We start from the raw sequence: 25,343 nt of genomic DNA, 5'->3' as shown, positions 1-25,343 counted from the left end.
TCAGACCGACGGTTGAGCATTCGACTGAGGCTGTTGGCCTGAAGTGTTGACCTATGAGTGCGGGCAATCAACTACCGCCCCCTGGGCTTTCCCACTGCGCCCTGTTCACTCCGTCCGAATCCGGCACTACGGCGCACCAATCACCCATCAATCTGTCCGCCAGCATGAGTGAGAAACCCTCATCCATAACCTCGGAGAGCGTATCGGCGCCACCGGGGTAGGCCCGATAGGGCAACTCACCGGGCAGCAGCGGGGCTACGAAGGCCGTGAAGTCGTCCTCCAATATCTCAAGCCTAGGTCGCAACACCGGATCGATACTGACGCAAACCAGTGAACGTGGTCGCATGAGTCGGGCCAGCTCGGCTACGTTCTCCCGACTTACGCGGAACCATCGGCACCCGGAGGCACCGTACGCCCAGCGCTCGCACAACAAGGTGAAGCGCTCGGAGACCTTCGCCACCGTCTCCCAAAAGTTCTCGTCCGCTATGGCACCAACGGGATTCGAGATCGCTGTCGGCTCAGGAACTGCGTCGCGCCACTGGAGAATCGCGTCCTGGCAATGGAGTCTTGCCAGATCAGTGGCTACCGCTCGCGTCGTGAAAAGGTGTATAGCCCCATCCCATCCCGACTCAATCTGAAGCCGCCCCGGGATGGAAAGCTGACAATACGGACCGCGCCCCGCTGCCATCCCCTCGGCAAGATCAATCGCCTGCGGGAACCGGACCTCCGCGCCGTTGCGAAGGCCGAGGTGCCTGTCAGGAAGGGGTTCATTCACCAGTAGCTCGCCGACCTCTAGGAGGTCAATGCCACTCTTCGCGATCACCGCTCCGAGCACCTGGCGCAGTGCTGCCACATACGAACTCCAGGCACCTGCGTCTGCCAACTCCTCTCTCACTCGCTCACTGCGAGGGCTAATGATCAATTCCTTGCTCATTTCGCCAGCCATGTCAGCCCTCGCAGCTCTCCTTTAGGCCCGATGTCCAGTCCGTAGGTTCCATCTCGAGCCGAGTCCTTAGTCGACTGGAAGGGATTCCGAAAATTCGCCCCCTTGAACACGGCATCCTTATTGTGGCCGGTTCGGTCGAAGGTGATGTACCGAGGCTGACCGCCCCCCGCCTTCTTGTTCTCCCAGATCGCGGTCTTACCTGCGGACACCTGCTTGGTCTTGGTGTATCCCAAGTACTTGGCAATGTCGTCGCCTTGCGCACGTGTGAGCGCGTTGAGATTGCAGCTGCTGTTATGAACGAGTACCGGGGTCTCACCGGCCAGCACATAGTACGTGTGCAGGTCGTCGACTGTGAAGTTGTAGGTTTTCGCCCGCTTGGAGAACGGACGGTTGGCAGTGACGATCACCGTTTCACCGTCGTCGGTGAGGAGCGTCATGCCCTTTCTGAGGTCGCGTGCTTCTACCCAGTCCTTCTTGGATGGGGACCAGAAGGGATGTTCGTGTGTGGCGGTGAGTTTTTCTATGCCATTCTCTGTGGCTATAGAGAGCTCGTTGAATTTCTTATCGTTCTCGGTGACGATGAGTTGTGTGACGCGGCGAGGTCCTGATTCTCCCGTCAGCGGGTCGGCGGCTTGCACCTTGTCGCCGACTTTCACATCTTCGATGTCTTTAGTGCGCCCGTCTGCCATCAGTACGTCTGTTCCCGCTAGGAAACAACGGGTGCAGTCGTATTTGACACCCTTCCACTTACCCACGCGGGCGGCCAGGAGTATGTCGAACCCGATGTTTCCGCAGATCGGGCAAGTATCGAGCGTGTCGATGTTTTTGACATGCTTCCAGGTACCGTAATATTTCCCGATCTGCGCGCACAGATCGTTCATGCTGAAGGTACAGCGTTCCCTGAGGTGCAGTTCGAAGCTCAGGTTGTACCCGAGGATATTGCCCCACTGGCCGATCTTGTTCTGAACGAATTGAAGACTCGGGTACTTGCCCCAGTACTTTTTCACCAGCTCCATGGGCGGCGGAGGTGCCTGGCCGTCACCCAGGTCCGTCACGCTGGGAGCACCGTTCCTGTTCTCGGTTGTGCCGCTCTCGCCGCCTCGGCCGGCGGTCTCCTTGTCGGAGTCTGCCGGGTCGCCGTGGAAGGCATCCGGATCCTTGTCCAGGGGGTTCTGTCCGAACCCGCCGCACACGTCCTTCGGGCAGAGGCCGTCGGGGTCGCTCGACGTGGCGGGGTTGTTGTTGGCGTAGGTGTAGCCGTTCAGCTGCTGAGAGCTGGTGAGGTTCATCACCGGATCGACACTGATGAAGCGTCCGATTGCCGGGTCGTATTCTCTGGCGCCGAGGTGTGTGAGCCCGGTGTCGGTGTCCTGTGTTCCTCCGACGAATCCCTTGTCGCCGACCCATGGACGGTTTTCCGGGGTCCGGGGTGCACCGAAGAGGGTGGTTTTGCGTCGGGTGACTATTTGTGCGGCGTCGGCGGTGATCTGGGTGGTGTTGGTGCCGTGGTGGTCGTTGACGAGGAAGGTCAGTTTGCCGTTGGTGCGTACGGCGATGGTTTTGTCTTCTGCCGTGTAGTAGCGGGTTCCGGTGACGTTTCCGGTTTTGTTGAGGTGGAGTTCGTTGCCGCCGGGCAGGTACAGGGTGGTGCCTGTCGTGTCGCGGCGGATGATGCGCTGGCCGTCAGGGTCGTAGAGGTACTGGCTGACGTCGGTGTCCTGGGTGACGGACTTGAGGTGGCCTTCGTCGTCCCATTGCAGGGACTGGGGCGCGGCCGTGCCGACCTTCCGGGTTTTGGTGTTGCCTGCCTCGTCGTAGGAGAAGGTCTCTTCGTGTGCATTGGTGCCTGTCTGGGTCACCTTGGGCAGGTTGTGCTTGCCGACCGTGGGGGCAGCGTAGGTGCGCACGGTATCGGCAGTCGGACCGGATGTGGTCTTGTGCTGGGTTTCGGTTTTCCGGTTGCCGACGGCGTCGTAGGTGTAGCTGGTCCAGTAGGCGTCCTGCCCACCGACGACCGTGTTGGACGGGTCGGTGGCGCATTGTGCGCCGGTGTTCGTCCAGGCTTCGGTGACGCGGGTAAGAGCGTCGAGAGTAAGGCACTGCGTGTCGGTGGTGCGGTTGGTGTCCTGGCCGTAAGCGGCGGCGATGGAGGTGACGTTGCCGGCGGGGTCGTAGCTGTACTTGGTGTCTTCGACACGCTGGGGTGCGACTTCTCGGTCGGTGTAGGCGCGTGTCAGGTCGCCGGTGTGCTCGTCGTATTCACTGGTGACCCACAGGTGCTGAGCGAATTCGCCGTACTCCTGCCGGGTGTTGCGTCCGTAGTGGTCGTAGGTGTTGGCCGAGACGAGTTGGGCGTCGGGCACTCCGACGGTTTTGAGCAGCCCCGAGGTGGCGGTGTAGGTGTTACTGACGGTTTCGCTTGGCAGGCCGCCCATGGCGGGCTGCTTCGTCCACATCACCTGGCCGGTGTTGAGGTTGTAGGAGGTGGTCCACTTGTAGGTGCCTGCCAGGCTGCCCTCGCTGGCCGGGATTGTGACCTGGGTGATGACCGGCTGGTAGAGGCTGTTGTACGAGGTGATGGAGGACTCGTATGCCTCTCCGTCGATGTAGCGGGTTGCCTTGGACAGCTGTCCCTTGGCGGGGGTGTCGTAGGTCCACGTGGCGAGCGTGGTGGTGCCCTTCTTCAGGGCGGTCCTGCGGCCGAGGACGTCGTAGTCGGTGTGCAGCGTGATCTGGCGGGCGTCCTTGGTGTCAGTGACTCGGTCGCCCTGGTCGTAGGTGGTGACCGCTGCACCCTTGTCGGGGTCGTTGCTGGTGGTCTGACGGCCGCGTACGTCGTAGCCGTACGTCCACGCGGCCCCGGATGGATCGGTGACCTGCTTCAGCAGTCCGCGGTGGTCGTAGGTGTACTTGGTCGACTGGGACGCGGTGCGCTCGGCGTTGGTGTACTCCTTGAGCTCTGTGGTGCGGCCCAGGGCGTCCACGACCGTGGTGGTGGCGGTCCCGCCCTTGGGCGGGACGACGGTGGTGGTGTCGCCTGTGTAGGTGGTGACGGTTCGCTTCGTTTCGTCACCGAACTTACGTGAGATCACCGTGGTGATCCGGCCAGCGCCGTCGTACTGGACATCGGTCGAGGCGGGATACTTCAGCTCCTGCCCCGTCACCAGGATCGGTTCTGCCGCACCCTCGGTGTAGTAGGTGCCGGAAGAGCGCCAGGCGAGGCCACGGGTGTCGTAGAAGGTTTCCGAGACCAGGCGGCCAGAGCGGTCGGGTGACGTCGCTTGCGTCTGTATGTCGCGCAGGAGCCCGTCGGCAAAGGCATATGTGGTCTCGTACTGTGAGTCGAAGGTGAGGGTCCTGGTGGTGGTGACCGTCGGGCCGTCGGCGCGGACCTGATAGGTGAAGTCGTAGTTCGGAGAGTCCGGGTAGGTTTCCGCTGAACGGGTGGGCAGCCATACCTTGCGGACCCGGCCGAGTCCGTCGTATGCGGTGGTCGTGACCTTGCTGTTGGCGTCCTTCACCTGCGTGGGCTGACCACGGAGGGGCTCGAGGCTTGTGGTGGTCGTGTGTCCGAGCGGGTTCGTCACGAGCGACTGGGTGGGCACTTCACCGGTGGTCGGCGTGTAAGCGCTGGTAGTCACCTCGCCGTAGGCATCCCCAGCGGCGGTGGCCCGTCCGTAGACGTCGTAACAGAGTTGGTCCTTGGCCGTCCCGCAGGTGCTGGGCACCGAGGAAACGGTGTCGTAACCGTCCCCCTTGCCATTGATGCGGTCGGTCTTGGTGACCAGGCCCTTGGTCGGTGCAGCGCCGAGGGCACCGTTGTCGTAGAAGGCGCGGGTGTCGTCGATGACGTCGTCGGGGCGCGTGATGGTGGTGCTGGTGCACTCCTTGGCCAGGGTTTCCGTTCGGGCCACCATGGTCAGGAGGTGCTTGCCCGTGTTGCGGGCGTAGGTGGTGAGGGTGCACCGTTCGTCGCCGCCCTTGGCGGCGTCTCCGGTTTCCGAGACGGACTTGACCATGCCGTACTGGTCGAACTCGGTGGTCTTCTCGGTGACGCGTGTGCCTGTGGAGACGGAGGTTCTGCTCGTGACCTTTTGGGTGCCCGTCTTGCGGGACTCGAGAGCGGGAAGGCCCGTCCGGGTGCGGGTGGCCGCCGGTTCGGAGCGCCATGGGATGTACGAGGTGGCGGAAACCAGTTTGGTGGTGTCGTCGCCGTTGTAGGTGGCTTGCTCCCGGATCATGCCGGCGAACTGTGTGCGGTCGGTGACGGCGGTACCGGCTGAGTCCTTGACGTCCTGGCCATCGACGCCGCGGAAATAGCGCGTCTCGGACAGCGTCTTGGCGTCGTACCCCGCTCCGGTGCGGACCTGTACCCTGCCGTATCCGCGGGGGACGGAGTAGGTGCGGTCTTCTGCCTTGGTGAGCTCGTCGGTGCTCTTGGTCCAGGCGGCGCCTCCCAGGTAGGAGTAGGAGGTCACTTTGTCCGGCGTGGAGGCGAGGTTGTCGCCTTCGATGATCTGGGTGGCGACGTACGAGTTGAACCAGTCGTCCTTGGCGTCGTCGCCTTCGAAGGCCCACTTGACGTGGTAGCAGCGTGTGGAGTTGCTGTCGTCCGTGGCCGGCAGGGTGGTGACGGTGCAGTCTGGTTCGGAGTAGTTGACCGCGACGGTGCCGCCCGCCTCGGTGGTGATCTGGTACAGACGGAGACGGACGAAGGGGGCCAGGCCGTCACCGAGCTTGTCGACGCGGTTGGCCTTCTGTTCGCCGGCGAAGGTGACCGGTGGCAGGCTGACTGCGCTGCCTGCCTTGCCCGTGCGGGTGATGGACTCCAGCCACATGGGAGTGGAGACGCCGTCGCCGGATGCGGGGAAGCCCTGCTCAAGCGCCCAGGAGTCGACCTCCTTGTAGGCGCCGCCGGTGAGGACCTTGGTGGTGATCGTCTTCAGGCGCTTGCGTGACCAGAAGCTGGGTGAGTACTGGTCCTTGCACTCAGTCGCGTCCGGTTTGCAGTACAGGTCGAAGGGGACGTCTGGCCAGTTCGTGGCGTTGGTCTCGTTGAATGTCGTGCACGCTGACAGGCATCGTTCGTCCACCCCGAAGTGGACTTGTCCCATGGCCTTGCCGGAGAAGACGGCGTCGTCGCGCAGGCCGTAGTCGATGTGGTCGAGGTAGGCGGAGCGGTCGTAGGGGGTGACGGTGGCCTTGCCGGTGGTCTCGGAGACGTTGCGGCCGTAGTTGTTGGCCTCCTGCTTCCAGTAATAGGCCATCGCGTTGCCGCGGACGTCGACGACGTAGTCGAGCTGCCAGCGCCATGCCTGCTGGCACCACGCGTCGGCGAAGGCTGCCTTGTAGCAGGGCTCGCCCTCGTGATTGCCGAAGACTGGCACCGTCAGGGCTGAATTGGTCTCCGGGTCGTCCTTAGTCTTCGGATCGTCCGTATCGTCGCCGTGGTCGCTCCAGCCCGGCAGGTGGTTGAGGCCGAAGTAGTACTGGGTTCCGTCAGTGGTGGTAATGCGCCAGTGCTCACCGGCGCCGTCCTTGCCCGCCGTGCCCTTGTCGTCGTTGGCAGCTCCCGTGAGCTTCTCCACCTTCTCGCCGGCATCAGACTCCGGATGCCAGCCCTTGCCTTGCTCGTAGACGAGCTCGGTGGTCTTGCCGCCCAAGGAGAGGGTCGCGTTGTCGTTGTACCAGCACAGGTCACCGACCCTGGTCGTGTTGGTGGCGTCCTTCTTGTCGTCGTTGCAAGGCTTGTAGCGACGCTCGATGTAGCCCGGCTCCCAGGCCCAGCCGTCGCCCAGCCAGGACGGCTGGTTGTTGGACGCTGCCGTCTTCCCGTCCACGGACTGCGAGCTGTAACCGAGGCTGATGGTGGGCTGCATGCCGCCCGGAACCGAGGGAACGGTGATCGGATACGCCCAGTTGAACGAGCCCGTCGCACCCCCTGCCGACCAGGAGCCCGAAGGCGTCAGCGACGTCGCCTTGTAGTTCCCCGTAGGCCCGGCGGCCTCTGCCGTGGCAGCAAGTACCGTCGGTTCCGCCGTCCGGCTGTCAGCTGCCTTGAAAGTGACGGGGGCGGTCAGCGCGCCTGCCGTGGTGTCGTTGGTGGTCGGCAGCTCCGTCTGAGTGCGGCACTTGGAGACGTGAGGCGTGGTCAAGGCGCACGACGGTAGTCTGACCAACCGCAGGCGTGCGGCCCAGTCGCCGCCGTAGGCGCCGCGGAAGGAGGAGTAGTCCACCTTCACAGTCGCCGATCCCTGCTTGGTGCTGGTGTCGATGCGTCTGGCGGACAGCAGCACGCCGTCGACGCCTGCCTCTCGTGTCTTGTCCCGATCGGCGACTGACACCCGTACCTTGGCGGGCAGCTCGCTATGGGTACGAGTGGTACCAGGTGCTTCGCCGATGGACACCGGCAGCTTGCCCGCGCGTCGGACTGTGTCCTCGCGTGGCATGACATCGGCTGAACCTGCAGCCGGCCAGGAAACCGTGGCCGGCTTCCAGGCGTGTTGCTTGGCCGCGTCCGGGCGCTTCCTACCGCCGATGACGACAGATTCGACTGGGACTGCCGGTGGCTGTCTCAGCCTGGGTAGATCGACCCCGGGTTTCGCCTCGGCTGCTACTACGGCAGCTGGCGGCAGCACTCCAGTGATCACGGCTGCAGCCAGAATCATCACAAACCCACGCATGCCGGAACGGCTCACGCCCCACCCCTCACCCTCACCAAAATTCCGCCAGACATTAACAGGAGATCCACTTCCTCCACCAGACCCTTCTTGAATGTTGACTACACCTATCGGAAATTACATATACAGAGAGGCCAATTCAGAATCGACACCGAAATAAGGACAACTAGCCATGACTCCACCCTGTCAGCCCGTCAATTTGCCCACTATGCCCCGCCACACGGGGCTTCATCCGACCCTCGAATCACCATCTGCCGCGCCATCTGGGCGAGCGGACAGGCAGCATCCAGATATAGAGTCGCGGCCACGTTCTTCACGTTTGAAAGGGTGGTGTGGTGATTTCGCCACGTGATAGACATGCGCACGGTTCTTGGCGTAGACGGTTTCTGGCCATTTCTCTGGCGACGGCCGTCGCCGTTCCAATGGCACTGAACGTCCCCTCGGCCTCCGCGGTCCCGTCTTCGCCGACTGCCACTGCTGGAACCGCCTCGGATCCGGTGGCGGACGGGTCGAAGAGCGAGGAGGACTACGCGCTCGAGCAGGCCGTTGCCACGGGGCAGCCCTACGAGCTGCTCTCGGCGCGGACCGAGTCCTCGGACACCTGGGCCCTGCCCGACGGCACATGGTCGGTGAAGCGGCACGGCACGCCGGTACGGATGCTGCGGGACGGCGCCTGGGTTCCGACCGACCCGACGCTCGCGTTCACCGGTGACGGCAGGGTGGCACCGAACGCGTCAACTGTCGCTGTGTCCTTCTCCGGCGGCGGGTCCGGCGCGCTACTGACGGGTGTCAAGGACGGTCGGACGCTGTCGCTGACGTGGCCGAAGCCGTTGCCCAAGCCGACGCTGGCGGCGAACGTGGCCACGTACAGCGAGGTCTTGCCAGGTGTCGATCTGCAGCTCAAGGCCGAGGTGGAGGGCTTCTCGCAGCTGCTGGTCGTCAAGACACCCGAGGCAGCGCGCAACCCGGATCTCAAGACCCTCACCTACGAGCTGGACACCGTGGGCGTGACGGTATCGACAGACTCCGAGACGGGCAGTGTCACGGCGACGAACCCGGCAGGACAGACCGTCTTCACGAGTCCGTCGCCATTGATGTGGGACTCGACGACCATCACCTCGGCAGATGACACACTCAAGACGGCGGCCATGTCCGCGGCCGAGGGGGAGGCGCCCGCGGACCAGTTCGTGCCGCCGCCCGGCGCGCAGGATGCGCAGATGGCCACCACGGTCGACGGCGACACCCTCAACATCACACCGGACCAGGAACTGCTGACCGGAACGGACACGCAGTACCCGGTGTACATCGACCCTTCCTGGTCCTGGGGTGAGCGGCAGAACTGGACGCGGGTCTACAAGGCGTATCCCAACACCTCATTCTGGAACACCAAGGACGTCGTCCGGGTCGGCTACGAGGCCCAGACAGGCGGATCCAACCGTGTGTCCAGGTCGTTCTTCCAAATGGACGTCGGCGACCTCAAGGGCGCCAAGGTCAAGTCCTCCACCTTCCGCGTCCGCAACACATGGTCCTGGTCATGCCAGGACCGCCCCGTCCAGCTCTGGCACGTGGGATCGATCTCCAAGAAGACCACGTGGAACCGGCAACCCGCGAAGTACACCCGTCTGGACACCGTCAATGACTCCAAAGGGTGGAGCCCGGAGATCGAGGGCTGCGGAGCCGGCAACCTGGAGTTCAACGCAACCTCCAAGGTCACCGAGGCCGCGTCCAATGGGTGGGCCAGCATCACGTTCGGGCTGTACGCCGGGGACGAGACGGACACCTACGGCTGGAAGAAGTTCGACGCGAAGACCGCCACGCTCGAGACCGTCTACAACTTCCCGCCTAAGGCTCCCGAGAAGCTGGGCACCAATCCGAACACGTCATGCAGCAGTGGCGGCCTGATCGGGAACAGCAAGATCAGCCTCTATGCGACGGTCAAGGACAAAGACGCCGGCAATCTGACCTCCCGCTTCCAGGTGACCAAGTCCGGCAGCAGCACCCCCGTGGTGGACAAGACCATCCCAGCCTCCAATGGCAAGGTCGCCACCCTGTCAGTACCAGACGCGGACCTGCCCACCGGCAGCTACACCTGGCGGGTGTCCGCCAAGGACAAGGACGGCGCAACATCCAGCTGGTCGAAGACGTGCAAGTTCACCGTGGACCGCACCCGCCCCTCCAAGCCACCCATCATCACCTCGCAGAACGAGCAGTTCCCGCCAGGTGACAACGGATGGCCTGAACAGACCGGCCAGGCACGCAGCAGTGGCACATTCACCTTCTCCGCCAACGGCGTCACGGATGTTGCCCACTACGTCTGGTGGACCGACCACGACCCCACAGTCCGCGACGCCAAGCCCGGTGTACCAGCCACCGTCAACCCGCCCAGCTACGGTCCGCACTTCATCTACGCCTACAGCATGGACAAGGCCGGTAACCGGTCCGACACCGCCACCTACCTCTATTACGCCGCCCGCTCCAAGGATCGCGACATCCCCGGCGACCTGAACGGCGACACCAACCTCGACATCTGGAGCACCGACTCCAACGGCACCCTCATGACCTACGCAGGCCAGGGCGCCAGAGAGTTCGCCACCGCCACCAACGGCGGCGACCACTCCTTCGCCGACGCCGTCGTCGGCTCCCGCGGTGACTGGGGCCAGGACGGATACAACGACCTCGTCGCCCTCGAATACGACAGCAACGAAGAGCGCAGCAGGCTCAGAACCTACGCGAACAACGGAACAGGCGTCATCGACGACGACCCGACCGAGTTGAGCGTCGAATGCCCGGTCAAGAACCCCGACCTCGGCTGCGACTACGGCGACGACTGGAACGGCGACGACCACTGGCACAACGCCGAACAGGTCATCTCCGCCGGTGACCTGAACGGGGATGATCAGCCCGACCTCCTGGTCAAACAGGGGAAGCAGCTGTGGGCCTACTACGGCAACCGCCGCACCGCGATGCTCGACAGCAGCCGCCAGCCCGTGCTTGTCGGAAACGGTGACTGGGACCAGTTCACCGTGGTTGCCCCCGGCGACCTCAACAACGACAGCACTCCCGACCTGTGGCTGCGGCACAACAGCACCGGCGACCTCTACCGCACCTATGGCGCCAAGGGACCAGACGGCTACCTCGACCCGACCACCTGGGGCACCGCGAACACGCGCGTGAAAGTCGGAACCGGCTTCAAGTCCTCGGTCTACCCCACAGTCGGCTCCGTCGGTGACATCGACAATGACGGCTACGCCGACCTGTGGACCCGTAAGAGCGACAACACCATGCACGGATGGCCCGGGAAGGCACCAGGCACAGATGGCGTCACTCTCGGCCCGCCGTACCTCATCGAAGGCATCACCGGCGGGACACGTATACCCGCTGGTACCTCCCTCGGAGCCGGCCAGTCCTACAGCTCACGCTCGATGAAGCTCACCATGCAGGACGATGGCAACCTCGTCATCACCTCTCGGGCCGGAAAGGTCGTCTGGGAGGCCGGCACCGACGGCAACATCGGTGCGAAGGCCCAGATGCAGACCGACGGAAACCTGACCGTCATCAGCTCCACCGGCGCCAAGCTCTGGAGCACCAACATGGTCCAGAAGGCCGAAGACGGCCCAGGAACCGTGACACCGGGCCTCACCGACAACGGCTACGCCATCCTGCAGGACCGAGGCAACCTGGTGCTGTACAACGCCAAGGGCCAGTCCCTGTGGGCAACCGGCTCCGTCATCAGACACGACTACAACAACGACGGCCGCAGTGACATGGCCGACTGGTACGACTACAGCGACGGACACGACGAACTGCACGTCTTTCCCGCCCTGTCCGACGGCACCTTCAACAACCCCATTCACGCCTGGGACACGGCCGCCGGCAACTACTGGGCGGATCACATGAAGCGCGTCACCGGCGACTTCAACGGCGACGGCATCGGCGACGTGGCGGCCTTCTACGGTTACGACACCGGCCAAGTAGCCCTGCGTACCTGGCTCGGCAAGGGAGATGGCAGCTTCTCTTCTCCCTTCGCCTCCTGGAGCACGAAACCCGGAAACTGGAACTTCGACCACATCTACGCGCAAGCTGGCGACTTCAACGGCGACGGCCGAGACGACATCGCCGCCTGGTACGCCTACGGTGACGGCAGCGACAAGCTCTACACCTTCACAGCCAACACCAAGGGCGGCTTCAACACCCCCTTCAGCTCGGTCTACCGCGCAGAAGGATGGACCGCAGAGCGCATGAAGTTCGCCACCGGCGACTACAACGGCGACGGACGCGACGACCTCGGTGCCCTCTACGGATACGCCGACGGACACGTCAAACTCATCACCTTCCCCACCAAGCCCACCGGCGGCTTCAACGAACCCATCCACGGCTGGGAATCGACCGGCTGGACCTTCTCCAACGCCAGCATCTACTCCGGCGACTTCAACGGCGACGGCCGAGACGACATCGCCAGCTGGTACGACTACGGCGACGGACACGACGCAGTCATCAGCTTCAACCCCAGCGGAGCAGACGGGAAATTCGGCAACCGCCAGGAGATTCTCAACATCACGGCCGGCTCCTACGAACGCTCCCGCATGCAACTCGTCACCGGAGACTACAACGGCGACGGACGCGATGATCTCGCCACGGTCTACGGCTACTCCGACGGACGCGTCAAAACCATCACCTGGACAGCAAAGGCCGACGGCACCCTCAACGGCTCACTCCACAGCTGGGAAGCGCCAGCCGACACCTGGACGTTCACCCGCATGCACATGATCGAGAGGTACACCCCCGCCTGAGCAGCACGATCGCCCCTGGCCGACGAACTCGCCAAATTCGCTGAAGCGAAGCAGGGTCGCCGACTGGAGCGAACAACTGCCACGGATTGACAGGAGCCCACTGTGCTCCACTTCCCTCGCTTCCGATGCTCGAGAGCGAGGGAAGTAGTGCACACCTCGATCCCGATGCCCGACGGCAAACCCGTCGAAAACCACTACATGGGAAGCCCGCCGGAATGGTTCCGACGGGGCTTCGGCGTAGCGCTTGCTATCACATCTCTGTCACCAACTGGCCGGACGCTCCGGTACCGGAAGGACCTGACCTGCGAATTCGATCCTTACTGGACCGACGCAGACGCCCTCGGACGGTCTCTACAACCTGTGCCATGTGGTACCCAGTGAGGGACCGAGGATCAGGACCGGGGCCTCTTCTGGCCCGTCAAAGCGGTATTGCAGGGTGTTCGGCGGTGTCTCACTCACGGCTCCGACCCTCTCATGTCTCACGGACGCCCCTCTAACGCGGGGGTGCGGGACACGGGTCTAACCGGGTTGAAGACCTCGCGGGCGGGACATCTCGACCGAGGTCACCCCCAGGCCGGTGCCCGTCTTCCCTCTCCGTACGCGCCCCTCCTTAAGCGCCCATCGCATCCACTCCTCGACGTGATCCTCGGTGAGATCCTTGAGCCATATGTGCCCGAGCCTTCCGCGGACCCGGGCCAATGTCATCGTGTAGCTGTAGGCAGTGCTCTCTTCCAGGTCTTCTGCCTTCATGGCCAGCCACTGATCGAGCCACTCGTCCACCGTGACCTGACTGAGCGGTGCCCGCTCTGCCTCGTAGCGACGATGCACGATGCTCGCGTACTCCGCCTTCGCCTCCCTCAGCGTGCCGAAGGTACGCGGCACCTGCTTTCGCTTCCCGGTGACCGGATCAGGGCCTGCGTCGACCACAAAACGGTACCGAACCTTCCCCTTGGCATCAGGGACGAGCTTCTTGATCGGACAGGAGAGAACTGCCCGCTTCCCTTCAGTGTCGGAGCTTCTCTGGAACAGAGAAGTCGCCAGGGCTTGACGAACCACTCCGAGGGTTGCCGTGATCGCCGGTTTGGCCAACCGGCGATCATGGTCTATGTTCCGCTCACCGTCGGCCGGGACCGGCCTCCGCAGTCCCGCAAGAGTCCGTGCGCGTGCCAGCCCCACTGGTAGGACTGCGATGGTCCGCCCACTGCTCCCCGGAGCTCCGCACTCGGCCGTCCAGGGCGATCTTGTCCTTGCCGCGCATGGAGAGGGCCAGGAGCCTCGCATCGAAGCCAAACCTGTCCGGACCGCGCTCCTCTTCGGAGCGCGGCTCCCCCGCCGGCGGCGAGCCGACAGCGTCGGCATCCGGGGTTGACGAGCGCTCCCTCACCTCTGGCCGACCCCTTCCCGCATGTTGACGGGAGCGGCACACCTGACGTGGACCACCCTGCCCCTCCTGGGGCGACCGCTGTGGGTTGCGAGCCGACCCGGCCGCCGAGCAGGACCAGTATCGCCGGCACGATGGCCACGCGAACGATGAAGGTTATGACCTGTTGGCGGGTCTCACCCAGCCGGGGTCCCAGACGTTCTCCGCTGCCACCTACCAGGACACTTTCGGCGGCCCCCCTTCCGGCACCGCACGCCGCGGCCCTCCGGCTGACACGCAGGCGTCGGCGATCGAGTCCAGGGACACGACTGTCCGCCACCCTCGCCACTCGGGCTCAGAGGGACCTCGTTGGCCTGTGCACCCAGGACTCCTGCATCTCGGCTGCTCCCTTCTTTGCCCGGCCTGACCACTTTGACAATACGGAGGAAGTCTCCGTATCGTCGGGGGCCTAATCGGAGATGCTCTCCGTTTTATGTCTCATCTGGAGGGCCAGTCGTGTCAAGCCGTCAGATGCTCCTGTGCATGCAGTTCACCAGCGGCTACGGAGCCGAACCCGGGGCGTGGCGTCTTCCTGGGGCGAACCTGCGCAGCTATACGGACATGGACCAGTTCGTGCGGTACGCGCAGGCAGCCGAGCGAGGCAAGATTCAGCTGCTGTTCTTCGCGGACACTCCGGTTCTGGATGTGGACCTCGAACAACAGGTCCCGCACTTCGCGATCGATCCGTTGCTGGTCATGACATCCATCGCGCGGGAGACGGAGCGGATCGGGCTGGTCTCCACCGCCTCCACCACCTTCAACGAGCCCTACAACCTCGCCCGCCAGTTCAAGGCGCTGGACGTGATCAGCCACGGCCGGGCCGGCTGGAACGCGGTCACCACATCCGACCCCGCCGCCGCGGCGAACTTCGGCCGCGCTGTCCCGCCGCGCGCGGAGAAGTACGAGCGGGCCCACGAGGTCGTGCAGATCGTGCAGGCGCTGTGGGGCAGCTGGGAGAAGGACGCCTGGGTCCTGGACGTGGACGGCAAGCGGTTCGCCGACATGGACAAGATCCAGCCGGTCGGCCTCCAAGGCCGCCACGTCGCCTCTCGCGGTCCGCTGCCCATCCCGCCCTCCGAGCAGGGCCAGCCGGTCATCTTCCAGGCGGGCGGCGGTAGTTACGGCGTGGAGCTGGCCGGCCGCTACGCCGACGGCGTCTACGCCAACCCCTACACCATCGAGGACGGCCGGGCCCAGCGCCAGGCACTGCGCGATGCCGCCGAGCGCGCCGGACGCGACCCGGACGAGGTGAAGATGTTCGCCGGCTTCATGCCGGCCATCGCTGCCTCCCGCCGGGCCGCCCTCGACCGGCGGCGGTTCCTGGACGAATCCGTGGACCTGCGCCAACGCGTCCGCTACCTCGGCGCCATGATCGGCCTGCCGCTCGACCACGGGCAGATCGACGAGCCGCTGACCAGGGATCAGCTGGCCGACGCCGTACCCAGTCCGCACGACCCGCGCTCCGCCCGCGCCCTTCAGGTGGCACGGGAGGGTTGGACGCTGCGTGACGTGCTCGCCCACGGCGTCATCGACTACCACCCGGTCGTGGCCGGCACCGCCGAGGACGTGGCCGACCACATGCAGCAGTGGTTCGAGGCCGATGCCTGCGACGGCTTCTCCCTGGCCATCGACGGCTACCACGACGGCGTCGACGCCTTCGTGGACCGGGTCGTCCCCCTCCTGCAGGAACGCGGCCTGTTCCACCTCGACTACGAAGGCCCCACCCTGCGCGACCACCTCCACGCCCGCGAGCAGTACGGTCTCGACACGCGCGTCTCGGAAACGGCGGCCCGGTGATGTCCACCAGCGCGTCTCTGCGATCCGGCGCCACGGCGCAGCAGGCGTTCCGGGACGTCATGGCCGCCGTGGCGTCTCCGGTCGCCGTGGTCACCGCCCTGGACGGCGGCCGCCCGCACGGCACCACGGTCAGCGCCTTCGCGTCCCTGTCCCTGACGCCGCCCATGGTGCTGGTGTCGCTGGACGAACGCTCGCGTCTGCTGGCGATCGTCCGCCGCAGCGGCCGCTTCGGCGTCAATGTCCTCGGTGCGCACCAGGCCGATCTGGCCTCCGTCTTCGCCCGCTCCGGACCCGACAAGTTCGACGGAATCGACTGGTCGCCGAGTGGGGGGGGGGCTGCCCCGGCTGCCCGATGCCGCGGCGTGGATCGTCGCCGAGGTGGACGACTGCGTCGACGCCGGCGACCACACCGTCCTGCTCGCTCACGTAACGGCCGCGGAGCCGGGTCAGGGTTCCCTGAGACCGCTCACGTATCACCGGCGCTCTTTCGGCACTCATACACCACTGACCCAGTGACCGTGCGGCACGACGAGGAAGGCATGGGATCCAGGGCCGATCACGGGCCCTGGGCATGGGGCGGCGCTGCGTGCCCTGCTGCGTCCAGCACACGGCGCCGCGGACGATCATCACCGAGAACCTGACCGGACCGCTCGGTACCGGGCACACCAACGAAGCAAGGAGCAACGATGCCGACCCTGGGAATCATCGGAAGCGGCAACATCGGGGCCGCGATCGCACGACTGGCGGTGGCCGCGGACATCGAAGTGGTGATCGCCAACTCACGCGGCCCCGAAAGCCTGACAGATCTCGTCGGGGAACTGGGGCCGCGCGCCACGGCCGGCACCCTCGAAGAGGCCGCCCGCGCCGGAGAGGCGACCGTACTCAGCATTCCCCTGACCGCGTACCACGACCTGCCCGCCGGCCTCCTGACGGGCAGGACCGTGCTGGACACCGGCAACTACTATCCGCACCGCGACGGCCGGATCGCCGAACTCGACTCCGAGGAAGTGACCACGGCCGAGCTGGAGCAGCAGCTCCTGCCCGGCGCGCTGCTGGTCAAGGCGTTCAACAACATCCTGGCCCACCACATCCCCCAGCTGGCCCGGCCCGCCGGGGCTCCGGACCGTAGCGCCCTGCCCATCGCCGGCAACGACCCCGACGCGAAGGTCCTGGCGGCCGAGCTGATCGGTCGGCTCGGCTTCGACACGGTGGACGCCGGCACCCTGGACGAGAGCTGGCGCTTCGAGCCCGAGGCCGGCGCCTACACCCACATCTACCTGGCAGATCCCGACGTGCCGGCCGAGCGCATCATGCAGGCCCCTGCGGCGCCGCTGCCCGCCGGCAAGCTCCAGGAGGCGCTGCGGACGGCCCAGCGGGTGAAGGTGGCCGCGCGCACCTTCTGACAGCGTGTGTCCGGGCAGCGCCGTAACACCTTGCGCTGCCCGCAGACCTTGGCCCCGACGTCGGCGACGTCGGGGCCAAGGTATTGGGAGTGGAGGGCGTGCTGCTCGACGGTCGACGTGCGAGTCGGGGCACCCCCGGAGGGGCTCACATGAACAGGGCCCGGCTCAGGCGGACGCCGTACTCCGCGTCGGGGTTGGTCCGGGCGTCCCCGACCCTTTCCTGGATCGCGGCGACGGCCAGGTCGCGCCGCTTGGGCAGGCGCCCGGCCTCCGCGGCCGCCAGCGCACCCGGCATCTCCTCGCGGGTGAGGTCGGTGCAGTAGCACGGCGCACCCGGCTGCTGCCGCCACGAGTCCGCGAGGGTCCCGGCGTCGAAGGCGTCGAACCCGGTGTCCTCGACCAGTGCCATGGCCACCTGACGGTCCCGATCGCGGTCGGCGGCGACGGGGACGGCGATACGGCCGGGGCTCCCCGCGGGCGTGTCCTTGGCCGCGAACGAGTGGGAACCGATCGCGTTCCACGCCTTGGCGATCGGCCGGCCCAGCTGTCCGGTGACCCACAGGCTCTCGACCTGACCGGCGTCGACGGCCTCGATCCGGCTGTCCCGCGCCGGGTAGTAGTTCGACGTGTCGATGACGACCGCGTCGGCCGGCACGTCGGCGATCAGTGACGCGACCTGCGGAAGACGGTGCAAGGGAATCGAGAGGATCACGACGTCGACGTCCTCGACGGCTTCCGCCGCCGTCACCGCGCGCCCGCCCGTGGAGAGGACGTCAGCCTCGATCGTGTGCGGGCCGCGCGAGTTGGCCACCTTCACCTGATGCCCTGCCACGGCCAGCCGCCGGGTCAAAGTCTTTCCGATATGCCCTACGCCCAGAATGCCGATCTTCACGATGCTTCTCCTTACCTCGAGTTCGGTCGCGAGAGGCCACCGACGCCGCGTCCGCGGTGCCCCAGTGGCAGCCCAGCCGGCAGGCCGCGCGCCCGAGGGGTGGGGCGCCCAGCGGTGAGCTCTCGGGAGAGCGCCCCGCGCCAGAGCGCCACGCTTCGGCCTGCGGTTACGCGGGGTCTTCGCCGCCCCCGGGAGCTGTTTCCGTCGCGGGCGTCTCCCACCCGGTGCGCATGAGGGAAACGAGCGCGTCGGGGGAAGATTCGTCGGCCATGGCGGCACCTCGGGCCCAGGCGGTGGCCAGCGTGCTGAGGAACAGGTCGCGTCCCCGTACCCAGGGCTTGGCACCGCCGTCGCGCTGTGCCGCGCGGAGGAAGTCCTCGGTGGTCGTGACGAAGCCCTGACAGGTGATCGCCAGCGGGGACGTGCCTTCCGCCAGTGCGGCCCGCAGGGGCTCGGGCAGGCCGTCGAAGGCGGTCACCCATTCGCCCAGCGCCTGAAGCCACTGTGCGAGCGCGGCGCGGGAGTCGGTCACCTCGCGCCGGATGGCGTCCCGGCGGGCCTCCAGTTCTTCGTCGCGGGCCTGCAGCAGGGCAGCCAGCAGTGCCTCCCGGTTGGGGAAGTGCCGGTAGAGCGTGCCCGGACCGACACCGGCCCGCTTGGCGATGGCATCCATGGAGCCGGTGATGCCCTGCTCGGCGAAGAACTCCTCCGCGACCTCGAGGATGTGCGTGCGGTTGCGCTGCTTGTCCGTCCGCTGCCGACGCTCGCCGGTGGCTGCCTCACCCATGTCGTTGCACCTCCCGTTGACAATGCGGAGACTGTCTCCGTATCGTCTTCCGTGAAACGGAGACTATCTCCTTATCGGGTCCGATGCTACCGCCGACCTCGGCAGACATCCGCTGATCCCAGGGCAACCCGGCGCGGCACACAGGCCGTGCCGACGGCCGCCGGGGCGGCATACCCCCACGCGACAGCTCCCCGGCCCAGGCCCACCGGCCCGGGCGCGTGCAGCCGGACCCCACCGGCGCGCACCGACGGCATGGAACGCGCACGGCCCTTCGCACACCCAGCAACACGGAAGAGATCACATGTCCCCCGACAAGACTCCGGCGCCGGCCGCCGCAGACGCACCGCCACCGACCCGCAACGACGACAGACTGGCCTCCCAAGACGTCCTCGTCATCGGGATCTTGATGGTCTCCGCGTTCACCGTCCTGCTGAACGAGATGCTGCTGGGAGTCGCACTTCCCACCCTGATCACCGATCTCGACATCACTCCCACCACGGGACAGTGGCTCACGACGGGTTATCTGCTGACCCTGGCGATCCTCATCCCGGCCACCGGCTTCCTCCTGCGGAGGTTCACCCTCCGTACGATCTTTCTCGGCTCGCTGTCCCTGTTCACCCTGGGCACGGCCATCGCCGCCGCAGCCCCGGGGTTCGGCGTGCTGTTCACCGGACGCATCATCCAGGCGGCGGGCACTGCCGCCCTGATGCCCCTGCTGATGGCCACGACGATGCGCCTGGTGCCCCCGCACCGGCGAGGCCGGACGATGGCGCTGGTCACCGGTCTGACCGCGGTGGCGCCCGCGGTCGGCCCGGCAGTATCCGGTCTGGTGATCTCCCAGCTCAGCTGGCGGTGGCTGTTCATCCTGGTCCTGCCCGTCGTCCTGGCCGGGCTGGCCCTGGGCGCCGCCAAGCTGCGCAACATCACCACTCCGGAACCGGTCAGGCTGGACGTGCTGTCCCTCGTCCTGTCCGCCATCGGGTTCGGCGCCCTCGTCTACGGCCTGTCCACGATCGGCGAGTCGGCCTCCGGCCACGCACCGACAGCCCCCTACATCCCGGTCATCATCGGGTTTCTCGCCCTGGCGGTCTTCGTCCGTCGGCAGACCGTGCTGCAGCGCAGCGACAACGCCTTCCTCGACATGAGGATCTTCCGCACCCCGTCGTTCACCGTGCCGCTGCTGGTCATGCTCGTCGTCGCGCTGGTCGGGTTCGGCACCACGATGGCCCTGCCGCTGGTCCTCACCAACGTCGCGGGCCTGACGACACTCCAGATCGGCCTCTTCCTGGTCCCCGGCGGAGCCCTGATCGCCCTCGTCTCGGCCCTCGGCGGACGCATCTACGACCGCTACGGACCGCGCCCCCTGGCCATCCCCGGATCGATCATCTGGACAGGCTCCCTGTGGTTCCTGAGCCGAGCCGACGAGAACACCGGAGTCACAGCGCTCCTGGCCGCCTACCTCGTCCTGTCGGCCTCCCAGGCCCTCATGTGGGCCCCGATGACGACGGCCGCACTGTCCTCCCTGCGCACCGAGCTCTACCCGCACGGCACCGCGGCGTTCAACACCGCCCAACAGCTGGCAGGCGGCGCAGGCGGCGCTGTCCTGATCTCGGCCTACACCATCGGCTCTCACGCCAAGGACGCGGGAGCACTGAACCTGGCCCAGTCCGTCTCGGCGGCACAAACCGCCTTCACGACGGCGGCGGTCATCGGTTGCCTCGCGATCATCGGCACCCTCTGGGTCCGCAGAACCGCAGCCACCCCCCAGCCGCCGGCGTCTCCACCGAGCAACGCCCCCGTCAATGCCACCGCAGTGTCGACAGTGTCGTCGGCCACGGACTGACAACCCCGGCGCAGACGCCGACACACCGGCGAGGAGCCGCCACTTGAAGCGGGTGGCTCCTGGCGCTGGCAGCCAACGAACCCCGCGTACTGCACCGAGCCGACCCTCGATGACCTGGGAGCCGCTTGTGCCGCGGCCGACCGCAACGAGGCCCGGCGCAAGCGGAACCGCCAGACGCCACGCTTCGCCGCTCCCACCTCCACGCCCACGCTCGAGGAGACCGTGGAACCAACCACTCCCCTCGCCACTGACACGCCCGCCCCTCCGGCCGGCCCCGAGCCGCCCTCTGGAAAGGAACCTCTTGTCCACCACCGCCTCCCTGTTTACCGAACTCGTACGCGTCAGGCACTCCCCGCGGCAGTTCCGGCCGACGCCGCTGTCCCCTGCGGACATCCGCGGCGTCCTGGAGGATGCGCAGACCGCCCCCTCGAACAGCAACACCCAGCCCTGGACGGTGCACGTAGTCTCGGGTGCCGCCCGGGACGCCTTGAGCAAGGAACTGCTCAAGGCGTACGAGGACGGCCGGGACTCGGCGGACTTCACCGGCGACTACGGCGACGGCGTCTACCTCGAGCGGTCCTATCAGCACGGCGCCCGTGTCTACGGGGCGCGAGGCATAGCGCGCTCCGACATGGAGGGCAGGAACGAAGTGATCCGCGAGAACCTGCGTTTCTACGATGCGCCCCACGTCGCCCTGCTCTTCATGCCACAACTCGGCGACGGGGTCCGGACGGCCGGTGACATCGGCATGTACGCCCAGAACTTCCTGCTCTCGCTGACCGCACGAGGCTTCCACGGCATCCCGCAGGCCGTCCTCGGCGTGTACGCCGACACGGTCCGGGCGGCGCTGGACGTCCCCGACGACCTCAAGCTGCTCTTCGGCATCTCCTTCGGCATCGGCGACAAGACGTCACCGATGTACGACATCGGCATGGGACGCATCCCGCTGCAACAGAGTGTGGTCCTGCACGACACCCCCGGAGTCCTCGACGAGCAATAGCTGTTTCCCTCACGAGGCGGGCCCGGGGCGGGGAAGTAGGTGGTGTCTGCTGGGGCGTAGGCCGCTGCTACGGGGGTGGACGGCAGGCAGCCCTTCCCGGAGTCACAGTGCTGGCGCCCTACCGGGTGGGCCGCACCATCGCCCCCGGTGAGCGGAAACATCTCGGACCGGGGCCGGGTCACGGTCAGCTGCGTTGCCGGCGAACGGCGCCAACGTTTGCGTCAGCGTCGAACCGCAGTGGCCAAATCGTCCGCCCACGGTGGATTCGCACCGGGGACCGAAACCGTCAGGGCGGCGACTTGGGCGGCGAACGAGCAGGCATCAGCGACGTCTTCGAGGGTCAGTTCATCGAGTCGGCCGCCCAGGTGTCCGGCATCGGCAAGGCGGTGCAGCAGGCCCGCGGTGAAGGAGTCGCCGGCACCGACGGTGTCGATGACCACCGCAGGAGGGGCTGGGACGGTGACGCGCGCACCGTCGAGGGACGCGAGGGCGCCGCGTCCGCCGAGGGTGATGACGACGAGGCGCGCGCCTGCGGTGTGCCAGGTGTCGCAGGCTTCTTCGAGGCCGGCACCGGGCGCCAGGAAGGTGCAGTCGTCTTCGCTGAGGCGGAGGATGTCCGCGACGGCGCACCAGTGGGCCAGCCGTTCGCGGTAGGCGGAGGGCGGTACGAGCAGGGGGCGGACGTTGGGGTCGATGGATACGGTGGTGCGCTCGCGCACCTGAGCGAGGTGTTCCTCGATTCGGCTGCCGCCGGGTCGGCGGATCAGCGCGAGAGAACCCGTGTGCAGGCAGACGGCCTCGTCGTTCCGCGTCGCGGCGAGTTCGCTGTCGGTCCACTGCCAGTCGGCGGCGCCGTCGGCATGGAAGCCATAGGTGGCTTGGCCGGTCGCGTCGAGGTCGGCGACGGCGAGCGTGCTGGGCTCGGAGGTGGTCACGCTGCTGGTCAGGTCGACGCCGGAGGCGTTGAGGCGGGCGCGGAAGAGGGTGCCGAAGGCGTCGTTGGAGAAGCGTCCGAGGAAGCGGGTGGGGGTGCCGAGCCGGGCGAGGGAGACGGCGGTGTTGGCCGGGCCGCCACCGGCCAGCGCCCGTAGGGCCAGACCGTCGGGATCGGACCGGTCGCGGTCCTCGAAGATGTCGGCGACGCACTCGCCGAGGACGTCCACGCTGCCGGGGGACCCGGGTCGGGCCATGGTGGCTGTCTGCCTCTCAGGTAGGGCGCGGGGCGTAGCCCCGCGCCACGGAACGCAGCCCGCGGGCCGGTAAGGGCGTGGGGTGCTGTGATGGCCATGTCTGCCGCACACGGTGCGAGGTCACGGGGCCTGTCAGTGTGCGGGTGCGTCAGCCTTCGGGCCGCGTGCGGCCCAGGGCATCAAGTACGCTGTGCTGTCGGGGGCGCCGACTGGGCTTCCTGCCTGATGTCCTGCGGGGTCAGGTTCCAGGCCGCGACGGCGAACTCGCTGCGCCCTGCCCCTGTCGTACGGGCCTGCAGCCGCCACGGTCCGTCGGTGGACGGGTAGAACCTCAGGGTGAGGACCTGCTCGTCGGCCAGGTAGACCTCGGCTATCGAGCGGTCCACGATCACACGGAGTTCGACGGGGGCGCCGGGGCGTGCCGCGGCCGGGCACGGTGCGGTGTAGGCCCCGCCCCGTGCCCGCGTGTCCGGTGAGGCGTGGGTGCGGTCGACGGCGAGGCGGCCTGCCGTGGGGTCGAGGCTGATGTCGAGGTACTCGGAGCCGTCGGTCGACGTGATCAGGCGCAGCCCGCTGATACCGGTGGTGTCCGGGACGAGGGTGGCGGTGAGGTCGAAGGTGTGGCTGACCTCGCCGAGTTCGGCGGGCTCGGTCCGGATGACGTGTCCGGTTCCGTGCAGGACGCGCGGGCCGCGCAGGGCCAGCAGTTCGCGGGCGGGGCGCTGGGCGACCGTGCCGTCGGCGGTGAGGCTGACCTCTCGGGGGAGCGTGAGGACGCCTGCCCAGCCCGCTTCGTGCGCCCAGGCGTCGTCCCGTGCTTCCCAGGCCCAGCCCCACATCAGCCAGCGGTCTTCTCCTGGGGCCTTCAGCAGGGCGGGGGCGTAGAAGTCGGGACCGTGGTCCAGCGGCACGAGGGCCGTGGCCGCCGTGAAGCGTCCGTCTTTCTCCTGGCCGGTGATGACGCTGGTGTGGCTGGGGCCGCCCTGCGGGGTCCAGTCGCTGAGGATCAGAACACTTTGGTCGCCGAAGGTGGCGTACTGGGGGCATTCCCAGCCGACCGGGCCCGTGCCGGTCGTGGCGTCGCTGGTGTGGAAGGGGCCGCGGTAGGTCCAGTGTTCCAGGTCGTCGGATTCGTACAGTTGCGCCGCGGCGCGGCCGTCGTCGAGGGCGGAGCCGACCAGCATCCGCCAGCGCTCGTCCTGCCGCCAGACGTAGGGGTCCCGGTACATGATGGTGCCGGCGGGCGGTTCGGGGATGAGCAGGTGGGGACGTTTGGTCCAGGTTCGGCCGTTGTCGTGCGACTCGGCGGTCGTGATCGGCTGCCACCAGCGGTCGTTGTGGTGGGCGGAGTAGAAGGCCAGGATGCGGCCGCCGGTGGAGACGGCGTTGCCGGAGTAGCAGCCGTCGGCGTCGTGCCCGCCGGGCGTGGGGGTGAGGGCGACGGGGAGGGGTTCCCAGGTGATCAGGTCGGGGCTGCGGTAGTGGCCCCAGTGCATGTTCGCGTGCTGGGGGCCGTGCGGGTTGTACTGGAAGAAGACGTGGTAGTGGCCGCCGTGGAAGACCAGGCCGTTGGGGTCGTTGATCCAGTTGCGGGGCGGTCGCAGATGGACGGTGGGCAGGTGGGGGTCGGCAGGCGACGTGGACACACGGGGCCTTTCTCAGGGCGTGCGAAGCGCACGGAAGTCATGAGGACGAGGCGGGATCGCAAGTGCGGTGCGGGGGTCAGCCCTTGACGCCGGTGGAAGCGATGCTGTTGACGAACGACCGCTGGAACGCCACGAACAGGGCGAGGATCGGCACGGTGATCATGGAGGAGTAGGCCATGATCTGGCCCCAGCCCACGTTCAGCTGGAAGAAGTAGGAGATGCCGACCATCACCGGTCGCAGCTCTTCGCTCTGTACGACCATCAGCGGCCACAGGTAGGAGTTCCAGGCGGGCAGGAAGGTGAGGATGGCGACGGTGGCGACCGCCGGGCCGGACAGCGGCATCACGATGCGCCGGTAGATGGTGAACCAGCCGGCGCCGTCCATGATCGCCGCTTCGTCGAGTTCCTTGGGGATGCTCTGGAAGAACTGGTGGAAGAAGAAGATCGAGAAGGCGTTGGCGACGAACGGCAGGATCTGCACCTGGTAGGTGTCCATCCAGCCGGTGGTCCACTCCAGGTGGAAGCCGTTCACGCGGAGCAGCGGCAGCTGGTTGACCCACCACACCAGCGGCAGCGCGAAGGTCTCGAACGGCACGATAAGGGTGGCGATGACCGTCGTCAGGACGAGTTTGCGGCCCGACCACCGCATCCGCGCGAGGGCGAAGGCGGCCAGGCTGTTGACGACGATGCCGAGCACCACGGTGATCGACGAGATCAGCACGGAGTTCAGCAGGAACTGTGCCGCCGGGACCCGTTCGAACATGCCGGTGTAGTTGTCCAGCGACAGGGCGCCGACCGGCAGGAAGGCGCGCAGTGAGCCCAGGTCGCCGAAGATCTGGTCGTCCGATTTGAACGACGAGACCAGCATGAAGAGGAGCGGCAGCGCGAAGACCAGGGCCAGGACGATGCGGCCGGCGTGACCGCCGAACCGCTTGAGGAGGGAGGTCAT

The 25,343-nt window shown here is 66.6% G+C and carries 14 protein-coding genes and 2 pseudogenes; 7 read left to right on the top strand and 9 right to left on the bottom strand.

Annotated features, from left to right (window positions below):
- Nucleotides 1–67: 67 nt before the first annotated feature.
- Nucleotides 68–853 (bottom strand): hypothetical protein, encoded by a 786-nt coding sequence (locus ACGH52_RS31565; protein ID WP_399944275.1) that lies wholly within the window; start codon nt 851–853, stop codon nt 68–70.
- 77 nt (nt 854–930) lie between these two features.
- On the bottom strand, nt 931–7,395 hold the full coding sequence (locus ACGH52_RS31560; RefSeq protein WP_399944272.1) for a polymorphic toxin-type HINT domain-containing protein: 6,465 nt from the start codon (nt 7,393–7,395) through the stop codon (nt 931–933).
- A 566-nt stretch (nt 7,396–7,961) separates the two neighbouring features.
- Between ACGH52_RS31560 and ACGH52_RS31555 the strand changes: the two genes are divergently transcribed.
- On the top strand, nt 7,962–12,416 hold the full coding sequence (locus tag ACGH52_RS31555) for an FG-GAP-like repeat-containing protein (protein ID WP_399944269.1): 4,455 nt from the start codon (nt 7,962–7,964) through the stop codon (nt 12,414–12,416).
- A 360-nt stretch (nt 12,417–12,776) separates the two neighbouring features.
- Here the strand turns inward: ACGH52_RS31555 and ACGH52_RS31550 are convergent.
- Both ACGH52_RS31550 and ACGH52_RS31545 read right to left on the bottom strand, forming a co-directional pair.
- A pseudogene (locus ACGH52_RS31550) lies at nt 12,777–12,875 on the bottom strand (3-oxoadipate enol-lactone hydrolase); the annotation flags it as partial.
- A gap of 60 nt (nt 12,876–12,935) precedes the next feature.
- Nucleotides 12,936–13,505 carry a hypothetical protein gene (locus tag ACGH52_RS31545; RefSeq protein ID WP_399944266.1) on the bottom strand — a complete coding sequence of 190 codons (570 nt, stop codon included), beginning with the start codon at nt 13,503–13,505 and terminating at the stop codon, nt 12,936–12,938.
- Nucleotides 13,506–14,319: 814 nt separating this feature from the next.
- Here ACGH52_RS31545 and ACGH52_RS31540 point away from each other — a divergent pair.
- From ACGH52_RS31540 to ACGH52_RS31525, 4 genes and pseudogenes are all read left to right on the top strand, one after another.
- Complete coding sequence (locus ACGH52_RS31540) at nt 14,320–15,633, top strand: NtaA/DmoA family FMN-dependent monooxygenase (protein WP_399944263.1); 1,314 nt, start codon at nt 14,320–14,322, stop codon at nt 15,631–15,633.
- Nucleotides 15,633–15,911: pseudogene (locus ACGH52_RS31535) on the top strand (flavin reductase family protein); the annotation flags it as partial. The gene ACGH52_RS31540 and the pseudogene ACGH52_RS31535, both read left to right, overlap by 1 nt.
- Entirely contained in the window at nt 15,871–16,149 is a 279-nt protein-coding gene (locus tag ACGH52_RS31530; protein ID WP_399946933.1) for a flavin reductase family protein, read from the top strand. The pseudogene ACGH52_RS31535 and the gene ACGH52_RS31530, both read left to right, overlap by 41 nt.
- Nucleotides 16,150–16,319: 170 nt before the next feature.
- Complete coding sequence (locus ACGH52_RS31525) at nt 16,320–17,036, top strand: NADPH-dependent F420 reductase (protein WP_121704524.1); 717 nt, start codon at nt 16,320–16,322, stop codon at nt 17,034–17,036.
- Between the two features lie 145 nt (nt 17,037–17,181).
- On the opposite strand, the gene ACGH52_RS31520 is transcribed toward ACGH52_RS31525, so the two are convergent.
- A complete protein-coding gene (locus tag ACGH52_RS31520; protein ID WP_399944260.1) occupies nt 17,182–17,928 on the bottom strand; it encodes an NADPH-dependent F420 reductase in 747 nt (248 codons plus the stop codon).
- Nucleotides 17,929–18,094: 166 nt separating this feature from the next.
- Nucleotides 18,095–18,715 (bottom strand): TetR/AcrR family transcriptional regulator, encoded by a 621-nt coding sequence (locus tag ACGH52_RS31515; RefSeq protein ID WP_076977110.1) that lies wholly within the window; start codon nt 18,713–18,715, stop codon nt 18,095–18,097.
- Nucleotides 18,716–19,016: 301 nt separating this feature from the next.
- Here ACGH52_RS31515 and ACGH52_RS31510 point away from each other — a divergent pair, with 301 nt between their 5' ends.
- Complete coding sequence (locus tag ACGH52_RS31510; RefSeq protein ID WP_399944257.1) at nt 19,017–20,558, top strand: DHA2 family efflux MFS transporter permease subunit; 1,542 nt, start codon at nt 19,017–19,019, stop codon at nt 20,556–20,558.
- A 301-nt stretch (nt 20,559–20,859) separates the two neighbouring features.
- A complete protein-coding gene (locus ACGH52_RS31505) occupies nt 20,860–21,558 on the top strand; it encodes a nitroreductase (protein ID WP_121704527.1) in 699 nt (232 codons plus the stop codon).
- Between the two features lie 221 nt (nt 21,559–21,779).
- Here the strand turns inward: ACGH52_RS31505 and ACGH52_RS31500 are convergent, their stop codons facing one another.
- From ACGH52_RS31500 to ACGH52_RS31490, 3 genes are all read right to left on the bottom strand, one after another.
- Nucleotides 21,780–22,748 carry a carbohydrate kinase gene (locus ACGH52_RS31500; RefSeq protein WP_121704528.1) on the bottom strand — a complete coding sequence of 323 codons (969 nt, stop codon included), beginning with the start codon at nt 22,746–22,748 and terminating at the stop codon, nt 21,780–21,782.
- Between the two features lie 179 nt (nt 22,749–22,927).
- Nucleotides 22,928–24,394, bottom strand: coding sequence for a glycoside hydrolase family 32 protein (locus tag ACGH52_RS31495; protein WP_399944253.1), 1,467 nt, complete (start codon nt 24,392–24,394; stop codon nt 22,928–22,930).
- Nucleotides 24,395–24,470: 76 nt separating this feature from the next.
- Complete coding sequence (locus tag ACGH52_RS31490; protein ID WP_399944250.1) at nt 24,471–25,343, bottom strand: carbohydrate ABC transporter permease; 873 nt, start codon at nt 25,341–25,343, stop codon at nt 24,471–24,473.

Source organism: Streptomyces sp. BBFR25 (genome assembly GCF_044590125.1).
Taxonomy (GTDB): domain Bacteria; phylum Actinomycetota; class Actinomycetes; order Streptomycetales; family Streptomycetaceae; genus Streptomyces; species Streptomyces canus_D.
The sequence above is the reverse complement of the archived record's forward strand: the minus strand, read 5'-3'. Positions and strand labels throughout refer to the sequence as shown.

Coding starts and splice junctions, on each gene's coding strand:
- ACGH52_RS31560 (WP_399944272.1), bottom strand. CDS start 7,395: ATGCCACGCGAGGACACAGTCCGACGCGCGGGCAAGCTGCCGGTGTCC.
- ACGH52_RS31540 (WP_399944263.1), top strand. CDS start 14,320: ATGCAGTTCACCAGCGGCTACGGAGCCGAACCCGGGGCGTGGCGTCTT.
- ACGH52_RS31530 (WP_399946933.1), top strand. CDS start 15,871: ATGTCCTCGGTGCGCACCAGGCCGATCTGGCCTCCGTCTTCGCCCGCT.
- ACGH52_RS31525 (WP_121704524.1), top strand. CDS start 16,320: ATGCCGACCCTGGGAATCATCGGAAGCGGCAACATCGGGGCCGCGATC.
- ACGH52_RS31515 (WP_076977110.1), bottom strand. CDS start 18,715: ATGGGTGAGGCAGCCACCGGCGAGCGTCGGCAGCGGACGGACAAGCAG.
- ACGH52_RS31510 (WP_399944257.1), top strand. CDS start 19,017: ATGTCCCCCGACAAGACTCCGGCGCCGGCCGCCGCAGACGCACCGCCA.
- ACGH52_RS31500 (WP_121704528.1), bottom strand. CDS start 22,748: ATGGCCCGACCCGGGTCCCCCGGCAGCGTGGACGTCCTCGGCGAGTGC.
- ACGH52_RS31490 (WP_399944250.1), bottom strand. CDS start 25,343: ATGACCTCCCTCCTCAAGCGGTTCGGCGGTCACGCCGGCCGCATCGTC.